This is a genomic window from Acidovorax sp. 106, assembly GCF_003663825.1.
In the GTDB taxonomy this organism is placed as follows: domain Bacteria; phylum Pseudomonadota; class Gammaproteobacteria; order Burkholderiales; family Burkholderiaceae_C; genus Acidovorax.
Genome location: NZ_RCCC01000001.1, coordinates 2,860,279 through 2,877,169 on the forward strand (window position 1 = coordinate 2,860,279; position 16,891 = coordinate 2,877,169).

Here is a 16,891-nt window from a genome sequence, read left to right on the forward strand (position 1 = left end):
AAAGCCTTTTGAGACTGTCCACACCATGAGCCCCAGCGTGTTTGTGGAGTTGCGGTTTTGGCTGCTGGTGGTGTTCTCTTTGGTACTGCCAGCAGGCATCTATGGATTGCTGCTGGTGTCCCGTGCCATCTCCAGCCGGGCTGTGCTTGGCTTTGGTGTGGCACTGGTGTTGATGGCGGGGGTGGATGTGTACTTACTGCAGTCTCTGGGCACGTTGGCCAAGGCATCCCCCTCGCTGGCCGACGATGCCCTGTTTGGGTCAGAGCTGACCATCGCCTTGTATGTGTTGCCCGTGGTGTTTGGTGGCATCGGGGTCAACCTGATTTCGCACGTGCTGCTTCGCCATTTGACAGAGGCAGAAAAGCGGTTTGAACGAGAGCACCCGGATGGCTGAGTTGTGGGGCCAGCGCGTTGTGTGCGGCCAGTGCGCGCTGTGGCGTTTGACTGTTGCGGGGGCTCTTCTGCTGGTCGCTGGCGCGGCCAGTGCGTTACCGTCTTATGACGAAGTCCGCGCCGACTTCCGTCCCTCCGACACGGTGATCCTCTCGGCTGAAGGCGAGGTGCTGCAGCGCCTGCGCACCGATGCCACGGTGCGCCGGGGCCAGTGGGTGCCGCTGGCCGATGTGTCGCCCGCGCTGCGCACGGCGCTGGTGCTGAGCGAGGATAAGCGGTTTTTTGAGCACAGCGGGGTGGACTGGCGCGCAGCATCGGCAGCCGCCTGGGGCAATCTGTGGAACCAGCGCACGCGGGGTGCCAGCACCCTCACCATGCAGCTGGCCGGGCTGCTCGATGGGGACTGGCGCCAGGGGCCGGGCGGGCGCTCGGTGGTGCAAAAGATCGGGCAGACGGTGGCGGCGCAGGTGCTGGACCGGCGCTGGCGCAAAGACCAGATTCTGGAGGCCTACCTGAACCTGGTGCCGTTTCGCGGCGAGGTGGTTGGCATTGATGCGCTGAGCCGCACGCTGTTTGGCAAAGCAGCCCATGGCCTGGACGACCGCGAGGCTGCGGTGGCTGCGGCCCTGGTGCGTGCCCCCAATGCCAAGCCCGCCCTGGTGGCGCAGCGGGCCTGCGGTGTGTTGCGTGCCATGCAGCCTGCCACAAAGACTGCCATAGCCCAGCCGCGTGCCGCGCAGACCGACTGCGATGCGCTGGAGTTGTTCACCACCGCTGCCGTGCAGCGGCGTGCCTTTGATGCGACCGAGGGCATCGCCCCTCACTGGGCGCGCTACGCGTTGCGCCAGCAGGCTGCGAATGCAACCCAGGCACCGGGTGCCCTTGCTACCAGCACGGCTGTCCCCGCGCAGCAGGCGCTGCGCACCACGGTGCGCGCGCCCTTGCAACGGTTTGCGGTGCAAAGCCTGCAGCAGCAACTGCGCGAATTGCACGGACGCAATGTGGAAGACGGTGCTGTGCTGGTGCTGGACAACGCCACTGGCGCGGTGCTGGCGTGGGTGGGCTCATCGGGCGCCTTGAGCCAGGCCAGCGAGGTCGATGGCGTACTGGCCCTGCGCCAGCCGGGCTCCACGCTCAAGCCCTTTTTGTATGCGCAGGCGATCGCCGAGCGGCGGCTCACGGCAGCGTCGCTGGTGGACGATTCATCGGCGCAGATCGCGACCTCCGGCGGGTTGTATATCCCGCAGAACTACGACCGCCAGTTCAAGGGCTGGGTGTCGGCGCGCACGGCGTTGGCGGCCTCGCTCAATGTGCCCGCAGTGCGCACGCTGGTCATGGTCACGCCCGATGCGTTCCACCGCCAGTTGGGGGCGCTGGGGTTGCCGCTGCGCGAAAGCGGCGACTACTTTGGCTACAGCCTGGCGCTGGGCAGCCCCGAGGTGCCGCTGCTGCAGTTGACCAATGCCTATCGCACGCTCGCCAATGGCGGGCGGGCCAGTCCTATTGCAGGCACGCTCTCCAATGGCGGGCGGGCCAGTTCTATTGCAGGCACGCTTGCCAACGGGGGACGCGTCAGTCCTGTTGCAGATTCGCTGGCCAACGGGGAGCGCTTCAGCCCCACCACGGCCTTGCCGCCCAGCGCTAGCCCGGTGTTCACGCCCGCGCTGGACCCGCGTGCCGCCTTCATCGTGGGCGACATCCTCTCGGACGGCAACGCCCGCGCCCGCACCTTTGGCACCGACAGCGTGCTGGCCACCCGCTTTTGGACGGCCGTGAAAACCGGCACCAGCAAAGACATGCGCGACAACTGGGCCGTGGGCTGGTCCGAGCGCTACACCGTGGGCGTGTGGGTGGGCAATGCCAGCGGCGCGGCCATGCACGACGTGAGCGGCACCAGCGGCGCAGCGCCAGTGTGGGCGGCGGTAATGGGCTTTTTGCACGCCCGCCAACCCAGCCGCGCGCCCCGGCCACCGCCAGGGCTGGTACAGCAGGCGGTGCGCTTTGGCGCCTCGGGCCCTGCAGAGCCGGGCCGCCGCACGCCCCCCATGCCGCTGGAGGCTGCGCGCCAGGAGTGGTTTGTGCAAGGCACGCAGCAAGCGCTTTTTGCTATAAATTATGTAGCTGATAGCGCTTTATCTGTAAGCGCTGGAGGCAAAATTGACTCCAAATCCACCATCGTGCGGGCGTCTCCGCAGGCCACGCAGGAGGCGCAGGCCGAGGCGGCCCGCATCTTGACGCCAGTCAAGGGCACCATCATCGCCTTGGACCCCGACATCCCTCCGCAAGCCCAGCGCCTGCGCTTGAAGGCGAGCGACGATGCGGGCGCCCGCGTGGCCTGGCGCATGGACGGCAAAGCGCTGGGCCGGGGGCCGTTGCTGGAATGGCTGCCCTGGCCGGGCCGCCACACGCTGGAGCTGACCGATGCGCAAGGGCGGGTGCTAGACACCGTGCGCTTTGAAGTGCGGGGCGCTGGCGTGGCGCCGGGCGCAACCCAGGCAGCGGCACAGCGTGCTCGCTAACAGTTTGCGCGGCGGGCAAAACACCGAAAAAGCCCGAGAGAGCCTGTTGATGGTCTCGCGGGGATTCGCTCCAACCCTTCGGGCACGGGTGTTTGCGGGCGGTCTGCTGCGCTGCGGTGCTTGCCAGTGGCTGAGCTGAAGGCAGCACTTCACGCCTCGCACGCCATCCCGCAAAGACCGGTGCGCGACCCCTGGTGGATCGTCCGCAGGCTCTAGCGTCCCCTCTTGTGCGCAAGCGCCTGAATCGTTGCGCTAAGGCGGTGTTTGCCTGCCAATTTGCACTGATGTGGCGTGGCCTGCTCACTACAATGGGGCATCTCTTCTGTGCGCGGCACCGCCTCTCCATGCCTTTCAATCAGTGTCATTCTTGCCAAGGCTGTACCGGCGTTTTGTGCAGCACCCTGCAGGTGCTGCGGGGCACGACCGCAAGCTAGTCAGGCATGCCGCAGTCTCGCAAGTCCCTCTCTCACCGCCTGCTCTGGCTGGCCTTGTTGCTGTCGCTTGGGATTGGCGCCCTGACGGTGCGTACCCTCTGGACGCTGCGCAACGACGAGTGGAACTACGCCCTGCAGGCCAATGCCAACCTGGTGGGCACGCTGTCGCGCTCGCTGGAGTGGACGCTGGACGCTGTGGACCAATCCTTGCTGAGTGTGGCTTCGGAGCTGGAGCGCGTGAAGGACCTGTCTGCGACCGCGCAGTTGCGCCGACAAATGCGTTTTGAAGGCCTGATGCGCCTGCAGGGGCTGGGTGATGTGCTGGTGCTCAACGCCCAGGGTGACATCATTCTGGACTCGGGCTTCAGCGAGCCGCGCAAGGCCAATTTTGCAGACCGCGACTACTTCCGCGCCTTCAAGGACGGGCGGCATGAAGGCCTGTTCATTGGCAAGCCGGTGCCTTCAAGGGTGTCGCAACTGAACTCACTGCCCATGGCGCGGGCCTATCGCACGCCGGACGGTGCCTTCGCTGGCATTGTGCTGAGCGCGGTGCGCTTGAGTTACTTCAACGAGCTTTTCGCTTCGGTGAACCTGGGCGACAACAGCGGCGTCAACCTGTTCCGGGCCGACGGCATCATCGTTTCGCGCTTTCCCTATGGTGATCTGGACGTGGGCAAGAGCCTGGCAGGCTCTCCCAATATGCTGCGTTTTCAGCGCGAAAGTCAGGGGTCATTCGTCGGCCTGGCCGAGTTGGATGGGGTTGAGCGCTCCTATTCCTTTACCCAGGTGGGGCGGTTTCCTCTGATTTTGAATGTGGCACAGGCCCGCTCCACCATCGAGAGCAAGTGGACCCGCTCGGCTTGGGGCTTGGGCATGTTCACGCTGCTGCTGATGCTGTCGTGCATGGCGCTGGCCGCTCTGTTCAGCCGCGAGTTGCAGCGCCGCCAGGCCATCGCCGCCCGCCTGCACCGTGCCGAGCGGGACATGAGCACCATCTTGCACAGCATTCCGTCGGTGGTGGGATCGTGGGATGCCAACCTGTACAATCGCTTTGGCAATCAGGCGCATGAGATCTGGTTTGGCGTGCCCCCTGAGAAGCTGCGCGGCATGCACATGAGCGAGATGCTGGGCTTCAAGCGCTTTGGTTACACCGAACCCCTGCTGCGCAAGGCGCTGGAGGGTGAACCCCAGGTGTTTGAAACCACGTTAACCGACAAGCAGGGCATGGCGCGCCACGTCATCGTTTCCTACACCCCCGAGCGCGATGGTGAGCAGGTGCTTGGCCTGTTCATCCAGCTCACCGACATCACCGACCGCAAGCACATGGAAGACCTGCTTTTCGAGGAAAAGGAGCTGATGCGCCTGACCTTGCAGTCGATTGGCGATGCCGTGGTGTGCTGCAATGCCGCAGGCCACGTGACGTACCTGAATCCCGTGGCACAGAGGCTGACAGGCTGGCAAGGCTTCGACGCGGCAGGCCGTGATGTGGACGAAGTCATTCACCTGGTGCCCACCGATGCGGGGGTGGAGTTGGGCAGCCCCTTGCGCACCGCCATGCAGAACGACCGGCCCATGGCAGCCACCCGTGGCGTGGTCGAGCACCGCGCCACCTGCCAGCGCTTTGACGTGGAGCTTTCGGCCAGCCCGATTGCCGACCGCCATGGTCACGTGACGGGGGCGGTGGCCGTGCTGCGCGACGTGACGCAGGCCGTGGCCATGGCCGCACGCATGGCGCGGCTGGCGCACTATGACGCGCTGACGGACTTGCCCAACCGGGTGCTGCTGCAAGACCGTGCCCAGCAAGCCATTGCCCAGGCACAGCGCGATGGCAAGCATGTGGGGGTGCTGTATCTGGACCTGGACGGCTTCAAGCAAGTCAACGACGCCCTGGGCCACGATGTGGGTGACCAACTGCTGGTGCAGTGGGCGCAGCGCCTGCAGGCTGCCGTGCGCCAGACAGACACCGTCTGTCGCCAGGGGGGCGATGAGTTTGTGCTGCTGCTGCCCGGCATTGGCAACGCCCAACAGGCCACGGTGGTGGCCCGCAAAATCATGGCGCAATGCGAGGCACCGTTCATGCTGCAAGGGGTGGCGGTGCCCATGGGCCTGAGCGGCGGGATCAGCCTGTACCCCGAGCATGGGCGCGACCTGGACGAGCTGACCCGCCACGCCGATGCTGCCATGTACGCGGCAAAACAGGCTGGTCGCAACCAGGTGCGCTTGTATGAAGGTGCAGGCCAGCCGCCCAGGCTGGTGGTGTAGCAGGCGGCGATGGCCTGAGATCCTGTTGATGCGACTGCCTCGGTACCTGTGCCGCGCGGGTCTGGGTTGCATCCTCGGCTTTGGAAATTTGTTGCAAGGCCCCGCAAATAATTTTGATGGCTTGGTGCGGTGGCTGCGTCTACCATGCTGCGCTGTCCCCTTACACGGAGTGAGAGCGTGCCTGACCTGTCCAAAATCACCTGTATCGAAGACCTGCGGGTCGTTGCCCAGCGCCGTGTGCCGCGCATGTTCTACGACTATGCGGACTCGGGCTCGTACACCGAAGGCACTTACCGCTCCAACGAAGCCGACTTTCAGGGCATCAAGCTGCGCCAGCGCGTGGCAGTCAACATGGAAGGCCGCAGCACCTGCACCACCATGGTGGGGCAGGACGTGGCCATGCCCGTGGCCATCGCACCCACGGGCCTCACGGGCATGCAGCATGCCGACGGGGAAATCCTGGGGGCCAAGGCTGCCAAGGCGTTTGGTATTCCGTTCACGCTGTCCACCATGAGCATCTGCTCCATCGAGGACATTGCTGAGCACACGGGCCGTCATCCGTTTTGGTTCCAGGTGTATGTGATGCGCGACCGTGATTTCATCGAGCGCCTCATCGACCGCGCCAAGGCGGCCAACTGCTCGGCCCTGCAGCTCACACTGGATTTGCAGATCCTGGGTCAGCGCCACAAGGACATCAAGAACGGGTTGTCGGCGCCGCCGCGCCCTTCGCTGGCCAACCTTATCAACCTGGCCACCAAGCCGCGTTGGTGCCTGGGCATGCTGGGCACACCACGGCGCAGCTTTGGCAACATCGTGGGCCACGCCAAGGGCGTGGGCGATATGTCGTCGCTGTCGTCGTGGACGGCCGAGCAGTTCGATCCGCAGCTCAACTGGGGCGATGTGGAGTGGATCAAAAAGCGCTGGGGCGGCAAGCTGATCTTGAAGGGCATCATGGACGCAGAAGACGCGCGCCTGGCCGTCAACAGCGGCGCTGATGCGCTCATCGTCAGCAACCATGGTGGCCGCCAGCTCGATGGCGCCCCCTCTTCGATTGCCGCGTTGCCCCACATTGCAGACGCCGCAGGCAAGGACATTGAGGTGTGGATGGACGGCGGTATCCGCAGCGGGCAAGACGTGCTCAAAGCCCGTGCACTGGGGGCGCAGGGCACACTGATTGGCCGCAGCTTTCTGTACGGCCTGGGGGCGTATGGCGAGGCCGGCGTGACCCGTGCGCTGCAGATCATTCAGAAAGAACTGGACATCACCATGGCGTTTTGCGGTCACACCCACATCAACAACGTGGACCGCAGTGTGCTGTTGCCCGGCACTATTCCTCGCCTTTGACGCGGAGGGCAGGGCGGGGGCGCTGTTGACAAGTCGCCCTCCCATATTTCAGCCTGCGCGCCCCGTTTGGCGTGGGGTCAGTGCTTTCAAGCCGCAGCCGGGCTGCCGCAGTCCACAGGGCTTGTTAAGACGCAGCCTTCCACAGGATGTAGTCGGCCTGGTACTTCACCACTTGCTTTTGCCCGGCGTTGCCCGCAGCGCATGCCATGGCTGGGGCTACACCGCCCTGCGTTGCCACGCGCTGGATGTAGGTCACGCCCTGCATGGCGCCCATGCCCATGGCGGGGTTGGCCTTGACCAGTTGCAAAGGGATGTTGCCTGCACCTGCTGGCGCCACGGCGACCTGTGTGGCTGTGACCTTGGAGCCGTCGTTGCTCTCCCAAGTGGCAGGCGGGCCAAAGTAGCGGCCAATGGTTTTGCCTGCGCGGTCCATCAGCTTGGCATCTGGCCCCACAAACACCCACTCAAAGTCGCTGGGCATGTCTTTCTTGGCGCGGCACTCGTAGGTGATGTCGCCCGCACCCACGGTTTCCATGGCAACGCGTTGGCCCGCGGGCACTTGCACCGCTGCAGGCAGTGTGCTTTGGTTGAATGCGGGTATGGAGGTCATGGGGGCCATCGAGCCGCAGGCCGTCAGGGCGGCGGCTGTGGCCAGCAGGGTCATGGCGATCAAAGGGGTGCGTGCTTGCATGGTGCTTCCTTGGGACGGGTTGGGATAGTGCGCACCGAAGTCGTGCTGCAGGCATGGCGGTCCATACGCCCGAGGCGGGCTGTGCAGCTTTGTTTCCGGTGACCAAGGGCTATACGCAGGCTGATGCAGGGTGGATTCAAAAAGTTTTTCTTTCTGAAACGCTCTTTCAAAAGCGATGGCGCGTGAGCTCGCAGCCTTGAATCCAAAGGGGTGCTGCAACCGTATCCTTGTTGCAGGCATTGGCGGGGTGGGTGATGCACCTGTGCGCCCCAACCCCACAGTGCGCGCGGCAGTTGTGCCTGCAACGGTCCATATCCAAGACAATGGGCGCATGAGCACCCTCCACCCCGATCGCGAACTCATGGAACTCATCGACCGCGTGGCCGCGCAAGACGACTCGGCCCTCAAGGCCCTGTATGAGCGCACCTCATCCAAACTGTTTGGCCTGGCGCTGCGCATCGTGCGCCAGCGCGATGCCGCCGAGGATGTGCTGCAGGACGCCTTCGTGGCCATCTGGCGCGGGGCGGGAAGCTACCGCGCCTCGCTCAGTCCCCCCATGGCCTGGATGGGGCTCATCGTGCGCAGCCGCGCTCTGGATGCCCTGCGCAAGCGCACAACCGACCGCAGCGATGTGACCGATGAACTGGACGACCTGCTGTCGGACACGCTGGAGGGCGACGGCGCCAACCCCATGGACGTGACGGAGGCCAGCGAGCAAGCCTTTGCCCTGCACCAGTGCCTTGCCAAGCTCGATGGCAAGCAGCGCGAAGTCGTCAGCCTGGCGTATCTGCGCGACCAAAGCCACAGCGAACTGGCCGAGCAGCTCAAGCTGCCGCTGGGCACCGTCAAGACCTGGATACGGCGTGGGCTGGACCAGTTGCGCAACTGCATGGCGCGTTACGTGTGAGAGGCCCGCTGCTGTGAATATCACCCAACACCCCGAACTGCTGCAGCGCCTGGCTGCCAGCTACGCCCTGGGCACGCTGCGCGGTGGCGCACGCCGCCGCTTTGAATCGCTGGCCCGCGAGCACGCTACCGTGCGCGCTGCGGCGCTGGTGTGGCAAACCCACTGGTCCGGTCTGGCCGAGTTGCAGCCTGGCAACGCGCCTGACCCGGCCGTGTGGGTGCGCATCCACAATCTGGTGCAGGCCGACAAAGCCCAGCATGCCATGGCGGCTGCACGCGCCGCAGCGCCAAGGCCGGTGGGCTGGTGGCGCACCCTGTGGGTGTGGCGCGGCGCCGCTGCGGCGGGGGCCGTGGCCACCTTGGCGGCGGTGGTGGTGGGCTTGCAAGCCCATGGCAGCCTGCAAGCGGCCACCAGCGCGCAGATTGCCGCCCTGCAGCAGCAACTGCAAGCGACTCCGCAGATTCAGTACGTGGCCGTGTTGGCGGACGACAAGGCCGATGCCTCGATGTTGGTGACCTTTGACCCGAAGAACCACCAGTTAGTGTTGCAGCGCGTGGGGGGCTTCCAGGAGGGCGACGATCAATCTCTGCAGCTGTGGGCGCTGCCTCCGGCGGGCGGCCCACGCTCTTTGGGCGTGCTCGGGCATGAAAAGCTGCTGACCCTGACGGCGGGCGAACGGGACGTTCAACAGGTTCCTGCACTGGCCATCAGCCTGGAGCCCAAGGGGGGCGTGCCCAGCGCAACAGGCCCCACGGGCCCAGTGCTGTTCAAGGGGGCGCTCATTCAGCGCATGCTGTAGCGCGGCGCTGGTGCGGTGGGTGGCTAAGCGGATGGCGATGCGGATGCTGAGGCTCGCCCTGCATGCGGGGCCTTGGCAAACCGCTGCCCAGGTTTGAATCCAGCGGACTACGGCCTGCGTATAAGTATGCATAGGCAAGATGGGCGGCGCTGCCGCCCTTGAAGCAAAGCACCCTGACCCAGCACCCTAACCCTTGGGAGGACCCCCGATGACGAACTTTCACCCCCGACAGATTCCAGGGCCCCGCGCGGCGGCTGTGGCCTGTGCCCTAGCCTTGGCTGGTACCTTGGCTGCAGGCGCAGTCCAGGCCGACACGGGCAAACTGCTGCTCACCGGGGGCGTCAGCTCCATCACCGGTAGCGCGGGCGGCGGCATCACGCCTTGGGCCGTGATTGGCACCAACGCCACGGAGGGCGAGCTGGGCGTGAGCAGCTACGCCACGCGTGCGGGCACGCAGGACTACGCTCTTACCAGCTACGGTGTGGCGCTGGGCTACAAAGACCGGGTAGAGCTGTCGCTGGCGCGGCAAGACTTTGACGCCGCGCCTGCCTTTGCGCTGAATGGCATTGCGCCCTTTGGCGTGGTACCAGGCCAGCACATCCAGATGGACGTGTTGGGCCTGAAGGTGAAGCTGGCGGGCGACGCCATCTTGGACGCCGACACCTGGATGCCCCAGATTGCCGTGGGCCTGGAGCACAAACAGGTGCGCCCCGGATCGTTGCAATCGGTGCTCGACTTTTTGGGCACCCAAACCAGCGGCACCGATGTGTATGTGAGCGCCACCAAGCTGCTGCTGGGCCAGGGCCTGCTGCTCAACGGCACGCTGCGCTACACCAACGCCAACCAGAACGGCCTGCTGGGCTTTGGCTCGGCAGCGCCCGGCAAAAACAGCCGCAGCCTGCAGCCCGAGTTCTCCATCGCCTACCTGCTGCGGCCCAACCTGGCCGTGGGGGCCGAATACCGCTTCAAGCCCAACAACCTGCAGGCGCTGGGCGCTGCTGCGGGCCTGGGTGCTGCGCTGCGTGAAGATGACTGGAAGGACGTCTTCATCGCCTGGGCGCCCAGCAAGAACGTGTCACTCACGCTGGCCTACGTCGATCTGGGCCGCATCGTGCCCGGCGTGACCCGCGATCGCCGCCAGACGGGGTATTACCTCTCGGCCCAGGTGGCGTTCTAGCCCCCTCTCTAGCTCCCCTCTCGATCCCTTTTTTCCGCTTGCGCTCGCCTTGCCCTCCACGCGACCCCACCTTCGGAGCACACCATGAACATCCCCCATTCCCCCTGGGTTTTGGCCGCAGCGCTGCTGCTGGCCTTGCCCACTGCCGCTCAGCAAGCCCCCGCCGCTACACCGGTGCCCCGCGCTGCTGTGCCCGCCCCGTCTGGCCTGTACCAAGCGCTGGGCGAAAAGCCCGGCATTGCCCGGCTGATGGACGACTTTGTGGGCCGTGCCTTCAAAGACCCGCGCATCGGTAACCACTTCAAAGACACCAATCCCCAGGCGCTCAAAGAGAGCCTCACGGATCAGATTTGCCAGTTGAGCGGTGGGCCTTGCCAATATGAGGGCGCTGACATGAAATCGGCCCATGCCGACATGGACATCACCAAGGGCCACTTCAACGCCTTGGTGGAGGTGCTGCAAGCCGCCATGCACGCCCAGGGCATACCGTTCGCTCAGCAAAACCGCCTCTTGGCGCTGCTGGCGCCCATGCACCGCGACATCATCACCCAGCGTTGACGCCATGAAATTATTGTCTATTGCTATGTTTTTTATAGCTTCCAGCGCTTGTATATCTAGCGCTGGCGCCGGAAATGTCCAAATCCAGGTGCTGGACCGGGATGGAAAGCCCGTGCCCGATGCCGTGGTGGCGCTCTACCCCAGCGCGTCGGGCAGCACTGCGGCGCCCAGCCTGCTGCAGGCCAGCCCCACCATCGAGCAAGAGCGCATGCGCTTTGTGCCTGCCCTCACGGTGGTGGCGCCGGGCACGACCATCCGCTTCACCAACCAGGACCGCTGGGACCACCATGTGCGCGGCAACGCCGCTGGGCCCGTGCCCACGGGGGCCGCCGCCAATGAAGGGTTTGAACTGCGCCTGGCAGGCAGGCAAGACGGCCAACCCGCCCAGACGGCCGATGTCACGCTGCGCAACCCCGGCGTGGTCTTGCTGGGCTGCCACCTGCACGGCTCCATGCGTGGGCACGTGTTTGTGGCCGACTCGGCCTGGACGTTGAAGACCGACACCGATGGCATTGCCCGCTTTGCCAGCGTGCCCGACGGCGCAGCGCAGTTGCGCGTGTGGCACCCCGAGCAGCTGGTGGACTTGCCCCGCAAGGGCCTGCAGGTGCAGGCCGCCCCGTTGCTGGACAAGGTGCAGCTGAGCGTGGTGCCGCGCCCCCGCCGCCCTGCACCCGCCCCATCGGCCCCTGCCGCAGCACCGGCGGGTGGCGGCACTGCGCCGCACGTGCACTACTGAGCCCCCAACATTCCGCCGCCCCCGCAGGTTGCGCAGGGCGGCTGGGCAGGGCGATGGCGGCTGGGCGATCAGCGCTCGATGGTCTTGTTCCAGCGCGCATTCCACGCAGGCCGGTTGGCGTTGATGCTGTCCCAGTCCAGCGTCACGGCGTTCTTCATCCACTGGTTGATCTTAGCGACCTGCTCGGCACCATCGCCCGCCACAGGGGCCTTGGGGTTGGTGGGGATTTGCGCGCCAAACTGCAGCACGTTGGCTTGGGCCACCGGGCTCAACAAAAACTCTGCCAGCTTCTGCGCCAGCTCAGGTTCGCTGTTCTTTGCGATCACGCATTGCGCAGTGAGCAGCACCACCGAGCCTTCCTTAGGCTGCGCGTATTCCACCGGTATGCCCTTGGACTTGAGCGCCGCCACGGCTGTGGGTGTGAGCGGGAAGAGGGCCGCCTCACCCGTCTGCACCATCTCTGAAATCTTGGCCGAGCTGGGGATGTACTCCAGCACATTCGGTCCAATGGTCTTGGCCCAATTGGTAAAGCCCGGCTCCACGTTTTTGTCGTTGCCGCCCTGGATGCGGTTGAACATCAAGAAGCCGTGCAGCCCGAACGACGACGACGGCATGGACTGGAACACCACCTTGCCCTTGTACTTGGGGTCGGCAAAGTCCATCCACGACGTGGGTGCGGCCCAGCCCTTTTCGGCAAACATCTTGGTGTTGTAGGCAATGCCGGTCATACCCAGGCTCACGCCGCTGGCCAGGTCGTCCTTGAAGCGGGCGGCGGGGAAGATGTCATTGAGCTGGGGGTTGGGGTGCTGCTTCTCGCACAGGCCCATGCCCATGGCGCGCACCATGATGCCGTCATCCAGAAACATCACATGCATCTGCGGCTTGTCCTTGTTGGCCTGGGCCTTGGCCAGGATGTCGGACGAGGTGCCGGGCACCACCACCACCTTCACGCCGTGCAGCTTTTCAAACGCCGGGAACACGTACTGCGTGTACGCCTTCTCCATGGTGCCGCCGTTCATGCCGATGTACAGCGTCTTGGTCTGCGCGGTGGCAGTGCCTGCGGCGGCCACGGTGGCCAGCGCGGCGGCGGCCACGAGAGCGCGGCGGGTGCGGCTGGCAAAGCGAGGGGAGAAGGTCATGGTGGTTTCCTTTCTGGTGGGGGAGGGGAGGGTGACTTGGGTCTCACTGGCCGACGGCAATGGATTCGGCATCGGCGCATTGGATCGGTGCACATGAAATACCCGTTCGGGCTGAGCTTGTCGAAGCCTTGCGCGGCGCTTCGACAAGCTCAGCGTGAACGGTTGGAGTTGATTCATGCTGGATCAATCTGGTGGTCAGTGGGCCGCGGCAGTGCTGGTCACTTCAGCCACTGCAGCTTGGGGATCAGGGAGAAATCGCTCTATCGCAAATGCCTCAATCGGCGTGGTGCTGCGGCCATCGCGCGCCAGTTCGGCAAGCACCTCGCCTACGCCGGGGCCAATCTGAAAGCCCGCACCCGCAAAGCCAAAGCCGTGGACCAGGCCGTGCGTGGTGCGGCTCTTGCCCAGCACCGGCTGGCGGTCGGGCAGGTAGCCCTCGGTGCCGCTCCAGGTGCGAATGAAGTGTGCGTTTTTCAGCGCGGGCAGCAGCTCCACCGCCTGCACGGCCAGCGTGGCGATGGCGCTGCGCTCCGAGCGGGCGCTGTCTGCATCCAGCGCGACACCGGCACCGCCACCCAGAATCAGGTTGCCGCGTGCCACCTGGCGGCAATAGATGCCGCCGCCTTCCACGCCCAGGCTCCAGTGCATGAAGAAGGGCAGGGGCTCCGTGACGGCCATGGCCGGGTGGCCCGAGTGAAGGGGCACCGCCTCGCCAAACTGCGCGGCCAGCGCACCCGCCCAGGCGCCTGCGCAGTTGATGAGCACCGGAGCGCGCACGGCCACCGCATTGCCTGAGCGCACGGTGAATAACTTGCCGTCGTGCTCCACCGACGTCATCGGGGTGCGCTCCAGAATCTGAGCACCCGCGCGCCGTGCGGCCAACGCAAACGCGGGTGACACCAAGCGCGGGTTGGCCTGGCCGTCATCGGGGCACAGCGACCCACCCACCGCGCGCCCGCCCAGCCAGGGGCAGCGCTCGCGCAGCGTGGTGCCCGAGATGAGTTGAATGCCCAGGTCGAAGTCTCTGCTCAGGTTGGCATAGGCCTCCAGCGTGGCCATGTCCGCCTCGCTGCGGCCAATCTTGAAGTGCCCGCTGCGCTGGTACTCGCCATCGGTGCCAATCAGCGCGGGCAGGTTGGCCCACACCTGGTGCGCACGCTGCGCCAGGGGCAGCTGGCTCACGGGCCGGCCCTGACGGCGCACGCCGCCGTAGTTCACGCCGCTGGAGCGCGAGCCGCACAGGTCGCGCTCCAGCAGCACCACGTCCACGCCTTTGCGGCGCAGCGCCAGCGCGGCCGATGCGCCCATGATTCCGCCGCCCACAATGGCCACGTCGGTGTCTATCACTCGCGTGGTGGTGGTCATGCTGTGGCCTCCGCAGGGGTGTCGTGCGCTGCCGTTGCCTGTGCTTGCAGATGGATCGGAATCGGCTTGATAGGCGCTTGCCCGCGCAGGCGACCCACCTGATCGATAGGCTTGCCGGTGGCTTGGGCCAAAATTTCTGCTGCCGCCACGCCGCACATGCGGCCCTGGCAGCGGCCCATGCCTACGCGGGTCAGGGCCTTGATGCGGTTCATCTCGTCGGCGCCGGCATCGCGGGTGCAGGCGCGCAGCTCGCCCGCCGTGATGTTTTCGCAGCGGCACACCACCAGCGCATCGGGTGCGTGGGCCGCCCAATCGGTGGGGAAGGGAAAGGCGCGCTCCAGCCCTTGCCGGAATGGCGTCAGCTTCGTCAGCTTGCGTTCCAGCTCTGCAGCGCGTGCCGCATCCACCTTCACGCCGTGGTCTGCCAGCAGCGCCAGCGCCGCGCGTTCGCCTGCCCATTCGGCCGCATCGGCGCCCATGATGCCCGCGCCATCGCCCGCCAGGTACACGCCCGCCAGGCTGGTGCGGCCTGCGCTGTCGCGCTCAGGCAAGTGGGCGCGGTGCATGGGTGCCCAGGCAAAGCGGCAGCCCAGCAGGTCGGCCAGTTGGGTTTCAGACCGCAGGGCATAGCCAAAGCCCACGGCATCGCAGGGCACGGTGTGCTCGGCCTGGCCGTCGCTCCACACCACGGCGTTGACCCGTGTGTCGCCTTCAACGCGCACAGGCCGCACGCCGGTGTGCACGGCCACGCCATGCGCGCGCAGCCAGCCCACGTAATACAGGCCCTTGGCCAGCACGGCGGGCTGCGTCAGCATGCCGGGCAGGGCGGCCAGCTGGTCGGCAAAGCGGGCGGTGTCCAGCACGGCTGCCACTTTTACCCCCGCCTTGGCGCCTGCCTTGGCATATTGGTAGGCCACCAGGTACAGCAGCGGCCCAGTGCCCATCAGCACCACGTTGCGTCCAATGGTGCAGCCCTGAAACTTCAGCGCCACTTGTGCTCCACCCAGTGTGTAGACCCCTGGAAGTGTCCAGCCCGGCACGGGCAGCACGCGGTCGGTGGCGCCGCTGGCCACGATGAGCTGGCCGTATCGCACCGTGCGCGTGGTTTGCGTGGGGCCATGCAGCACATCAAGCAGGCCGGCCTGGGCGTTCCACACCAGGCTGTTGGGCTGGTAGTCGATGTGTGCGGCCAGGCCATCCAGCGTGCTGTGCAATGCCGTGGCGCGTGATGCTTCGGTGCCGTACAGTGTTTGCGGGCTGCGGGCAAAGTGGGCAGGCGGGCGGCGGTAGATTTGTCCACCACCGCGTGCGGCCTCGTCGATCACGGTGGGCCGCGCACCATGCGCCACCAGGGTTTGCGCCGCGCGGATGCCCGCGGGGCCTGCGCCCACGATCACGGGTTGCAAGGTGGGGGCGGTCATGCGGCCCCTCCGGTAGTCAGTTGCATGCCTGTCTGGATGAAGGTGGCGCAAGACCGTAGGCGTTCGCCGGTAGCCGTCATCACCCAGCAGTCCTGGCACGCGCCCATCAGGCAAAAGCCGGCACGGGGCTCATGACTGAATTCGTTGCGGCGCAATTGGGCGCGGTGGGTGAGGATGGCCGTGAGCACCGTGTCGCCTTCAAGCGCGGTGGCGGGTTCGCCATCGAGCACGAAGGGCACGGGCGCGCGGTCTTTTTCGGCCACGCGGTGGAGCAGGGCTGTATTCACAGTCATGGAAGTCGTGCCCATTTATTTGCGCCCTACGAGCACGCGGTCCAGGCCATACACCCGGTCGAGAATCACCATCGCGCAGGCCGTCAGGGCCACCATCAGTGCCGACACCGCAGCCATCAGCGGGTCAATCGACTCGGTGGCGTACATGTACATGCGCACCGGCAGCGTCACCGTGCTGGGCGAGGTGACAAAGATCGACATGGTCACTTCGTCAAAGCTGTTGATGAAGGCCAGCATCCACCCGCCCGTCACGCCGGGCAAGATCATCGGCAGCGTGATGCGCGTGAATACCGTGGCCTGGCTGGCGCCCAGCGACAGGGCGGCATGCTCGGCACTGCGGTCAAACCCTACCAGCGCCGCCACCACCAGCCGCAGCGTGTACGGCGTGACGATGAGCGCATGCGCAAACACCAGCCAGCCAAAGCTGCCCGTGCCGCCCAGCAGCGCAAACAGGCGCAGCAGGGCCACGCCCAGTACCAGGTGCGGAATGATCAGTGGTGACAGGAACAGGCCATTGAGAAAGCCGCGCCCTGCAAACTCGTAACGTGTGATGGCAATGCCCGCAGGCACGGCCAGCACCGTGGCCAGCGTGGCTGAGGCCAGCGCCAGCCACAGGCTGTTCCAGAACGACTGCACAAAGTCCGGGTGCTCGAACACCGCCTTGAACCAGCGCAGCGAGAACTCGGTGGTGGGCAGCGTCAGCGTGTTGTGCGGCGTGAATGCCACGATGCACACCACCAGCAAGGGGGCGAGCATGAAGGTGATGACCAGCGCGTTGAACGCGAGGGCGAGAGGGCCGTTTTTTTGCATGGATCAGGACTCCCGCCGGGCCGCCCCAAGGGAGGCCTGCGCC

At 65.7% G+C, this 16,891-nt stretch carries 15 protein-coding genes; 9 read left to right on the forward strand and 6 right to left on the reverse strand.

All coding sequences use genetic code 11. The features are described 5' to 3' along the window. Positions 1–25 precede the first annotated feature (25 nt). From C8C98_RS12690 to C8C98_RS12705, 4 genes are all read left to right on the forward strand, one after another. On the forward strand, positions 26–394 hold the full coding sequence (locus C8C98_RS12690; RefSeq protein WP_121454580.1) for a hypothetical protein: 369 nt from the start codon (positions 26–28) through the stop codon (positions 392–394). Next, the gene (pbpC, locus tag C8C98_RS12695; protein WP_121454581.1) at positions 387–2,912 is read left to right on the forward strand and encodes a penicillin-binding protein 1C; all 2,526 of its coding nucleotides are present in this window, start codon (positions 387–389) and stop codon (positions 2,910–2,912) included. The genes C8C98_RS12690 and pbpC overlap by 8 nt, the downstream gene beginning before the upstream one ends. A gap of 440 nt (positions 2,913–3,352) precedes the next feature. After that, positions 3,353–5,608: a diguanylate cyclase domain-containing protein gene (locus tag C8C98_RS12700; protein WP_121454582.1), complete on the forward strand. Its 2,256-nt coding sequence runs from the start codon at positions 3,353–3,355 to the stop codon at positions 5,606–5,608. A gap of 177 nt (positions 5,609–5,785) precedes the next feature. Then, positions 5,786–6,952: an alpha-hydroxy acid oxidase gene (locus C8C98_RS12705; protein ID WP_121454583.1), complete on the forward strand. Its 1,167-nt coding sequence runs from the start codon at positions 5,786–5,788 to the stop codon at positions 6,950–6,952. Positions 6,953–7,076: 124 nt separating this feature from the next. Here the strand turns inward: C8C98_RS12705 and C8C98_RS12710 are convergent, their stop codons facing one another. Continuing rightward, positions 7,077–7,643 (reverse strand): DUF3455 domain-containing protein, encoded by a 567-nt coding sequence (locus C8C98_RS12710; RefSeq protein WP_370450390.1) that lies wholly within the window; start codon positions 7,641–7,643, stop codon positions 7,077–7,079. A 331-nt stretch (positions 7,644–7,974) separates the two neighbouring features. On the opposite strand from C8C98_RS12710, the gene C8C98_RS12715 reads away from it, so the two are divergent. From C8C98_RS12715 to C8C98_RS12735, 5 genes are all read left to right on the forward strand, one after another. Continuing rightward, positions 7,975–8,550 (forward strand): sigma-70 family RNA polymerase sigma factor, encoded by a 576-nt coding sequence (locus C8C98_RS12715; protein WP_121456231.1) that lies wholly within the window; start codon positions 7,975–7,977, stop codon positions 8,548–8,550. A gap of 13 nt (positions 8,551–8,563) precedes the next feature. Continuing rightward, positions 8,564–9,349 (forward strand): anti-sigma factor domain-containing protein, encoded by a 786-nt coding sequence (locus tag C8C98_RS12720; RefSeq protein ID WP_121454584.1) that lies wholly within the window; start codon positions 8,564–8,566, stop codon positions 9,347–9,349. 208 nt (positions 9,350–9,557) lie between these two features. Then, a complete protein-coding gene (locus tag C8C98_RS12725) occupies positions 9,558–10,526 on the forward strand; it encodes a DUF3034 family protein (RefSeq protein WP_121454585.1) in 969 nt (322 codons plus the stop codon). A gap of 84 nt (positions 10,527–10,610) precedes the next feature. Further along, positions 10,611–11,084, forward strand: coding sequence for a group 1 truncated hemoglobin (locus C8C98_RS12730; protein ID WP_121454586.1), 474 nt, complete (start codon positions 10,611–10,613; stop codon positions 11,082–11,084). A gap of 4 nt (positions 11,085–11,088) precedes the next feature. Beyond that, positions 11,089–11,820 carry a plastocyanin gene (locus C8C98_RS12735; RefSeq protein ID WP_233574534.1) on the forward strand — a complete coding sequence of 244 codons (732 nt, stop codon included), beginning with the start codon at positions 11,089–11,091 and terminating at the stop codon, positions 11,818–11,820. A 68-nt stretch (positions 11,821–11,888) separates the two neighbouring features. Here C8C98_RS12735 and C8C98_RS12740 read toward each other — a convergent pair whose 3' ends face one another. The 5 genes from C8C98_RS12740 to C8C98_RS12760 form a co-directional block, all read right to left on the reverse strand. Continuing rightward, positions 11,889–12,959 (reverse strand): ABC transporter substrate-binding protein, encoded by a 1,071-nt coding sequence (locus C8C98_RS12740; RefSeq protein WP_121456232.1) that lies wholly within the window; start codon positions 12,957–12,959, stop codon positions 11,889–11,891. Positions 12,960–13,154: 195 nt separating this feature from the next. Then, the gene (locus C8C98_RS12745) at positions 13,155–14,324 is read right to left on the reverse strand and encodes an FAD-binding oxidoreductase (RefSeq protein WP_121454588.1); all 1,170 of its coding nucleotides are present in this window, start codon (positions 14,322–14,324) and stop codon (positions 13,155–13,157) included. Further along, positions 14,321–15,745, reverse strand: coding sequence for an NAD(P)/FAD-dependent oxidoreductase (locus tag C8C98_RS12750; protein WP_121454589.1), 1,425 nt, complete (start codon positions 15,743–15,745; stop codon positions 14,321–14,323). Before C8C98_RS12750 ends, C8C98_RS12745 begins: the two co-directional genes overlap by 4 nt. After that, the gene (locus C8C98_RS12755; RefSeq protein WP_233574535.1) at positions 15,742–16,038 is read right to left on the reverse strand and encodes a (2Fe-2S)-binding protein; all 297 of its coding nucleotides are present in this window, start codon (positions 16,036–16,038) and stop codon (positions 15,742–15,744) included. The genes C8C98_RS12750 and C8C98_RS12755 overlap by 4 nt, the downstream gene beginning before the upstream one ends. Positions 16,039–16,053: 15 nt before the next feature. Beyond that, positions 16,054–16,848, reverse strand: a complete 795-nt coding sequence (locus C8C98_RS12760) for an ABC transporter permease (protein WP_121454591.1) — start codon at positions 16,846–16,848, stop codon at positions 16,054–16,056. Between the last annotated feature and the right edge of the window lie 43 nt (positions 16,849–16,891).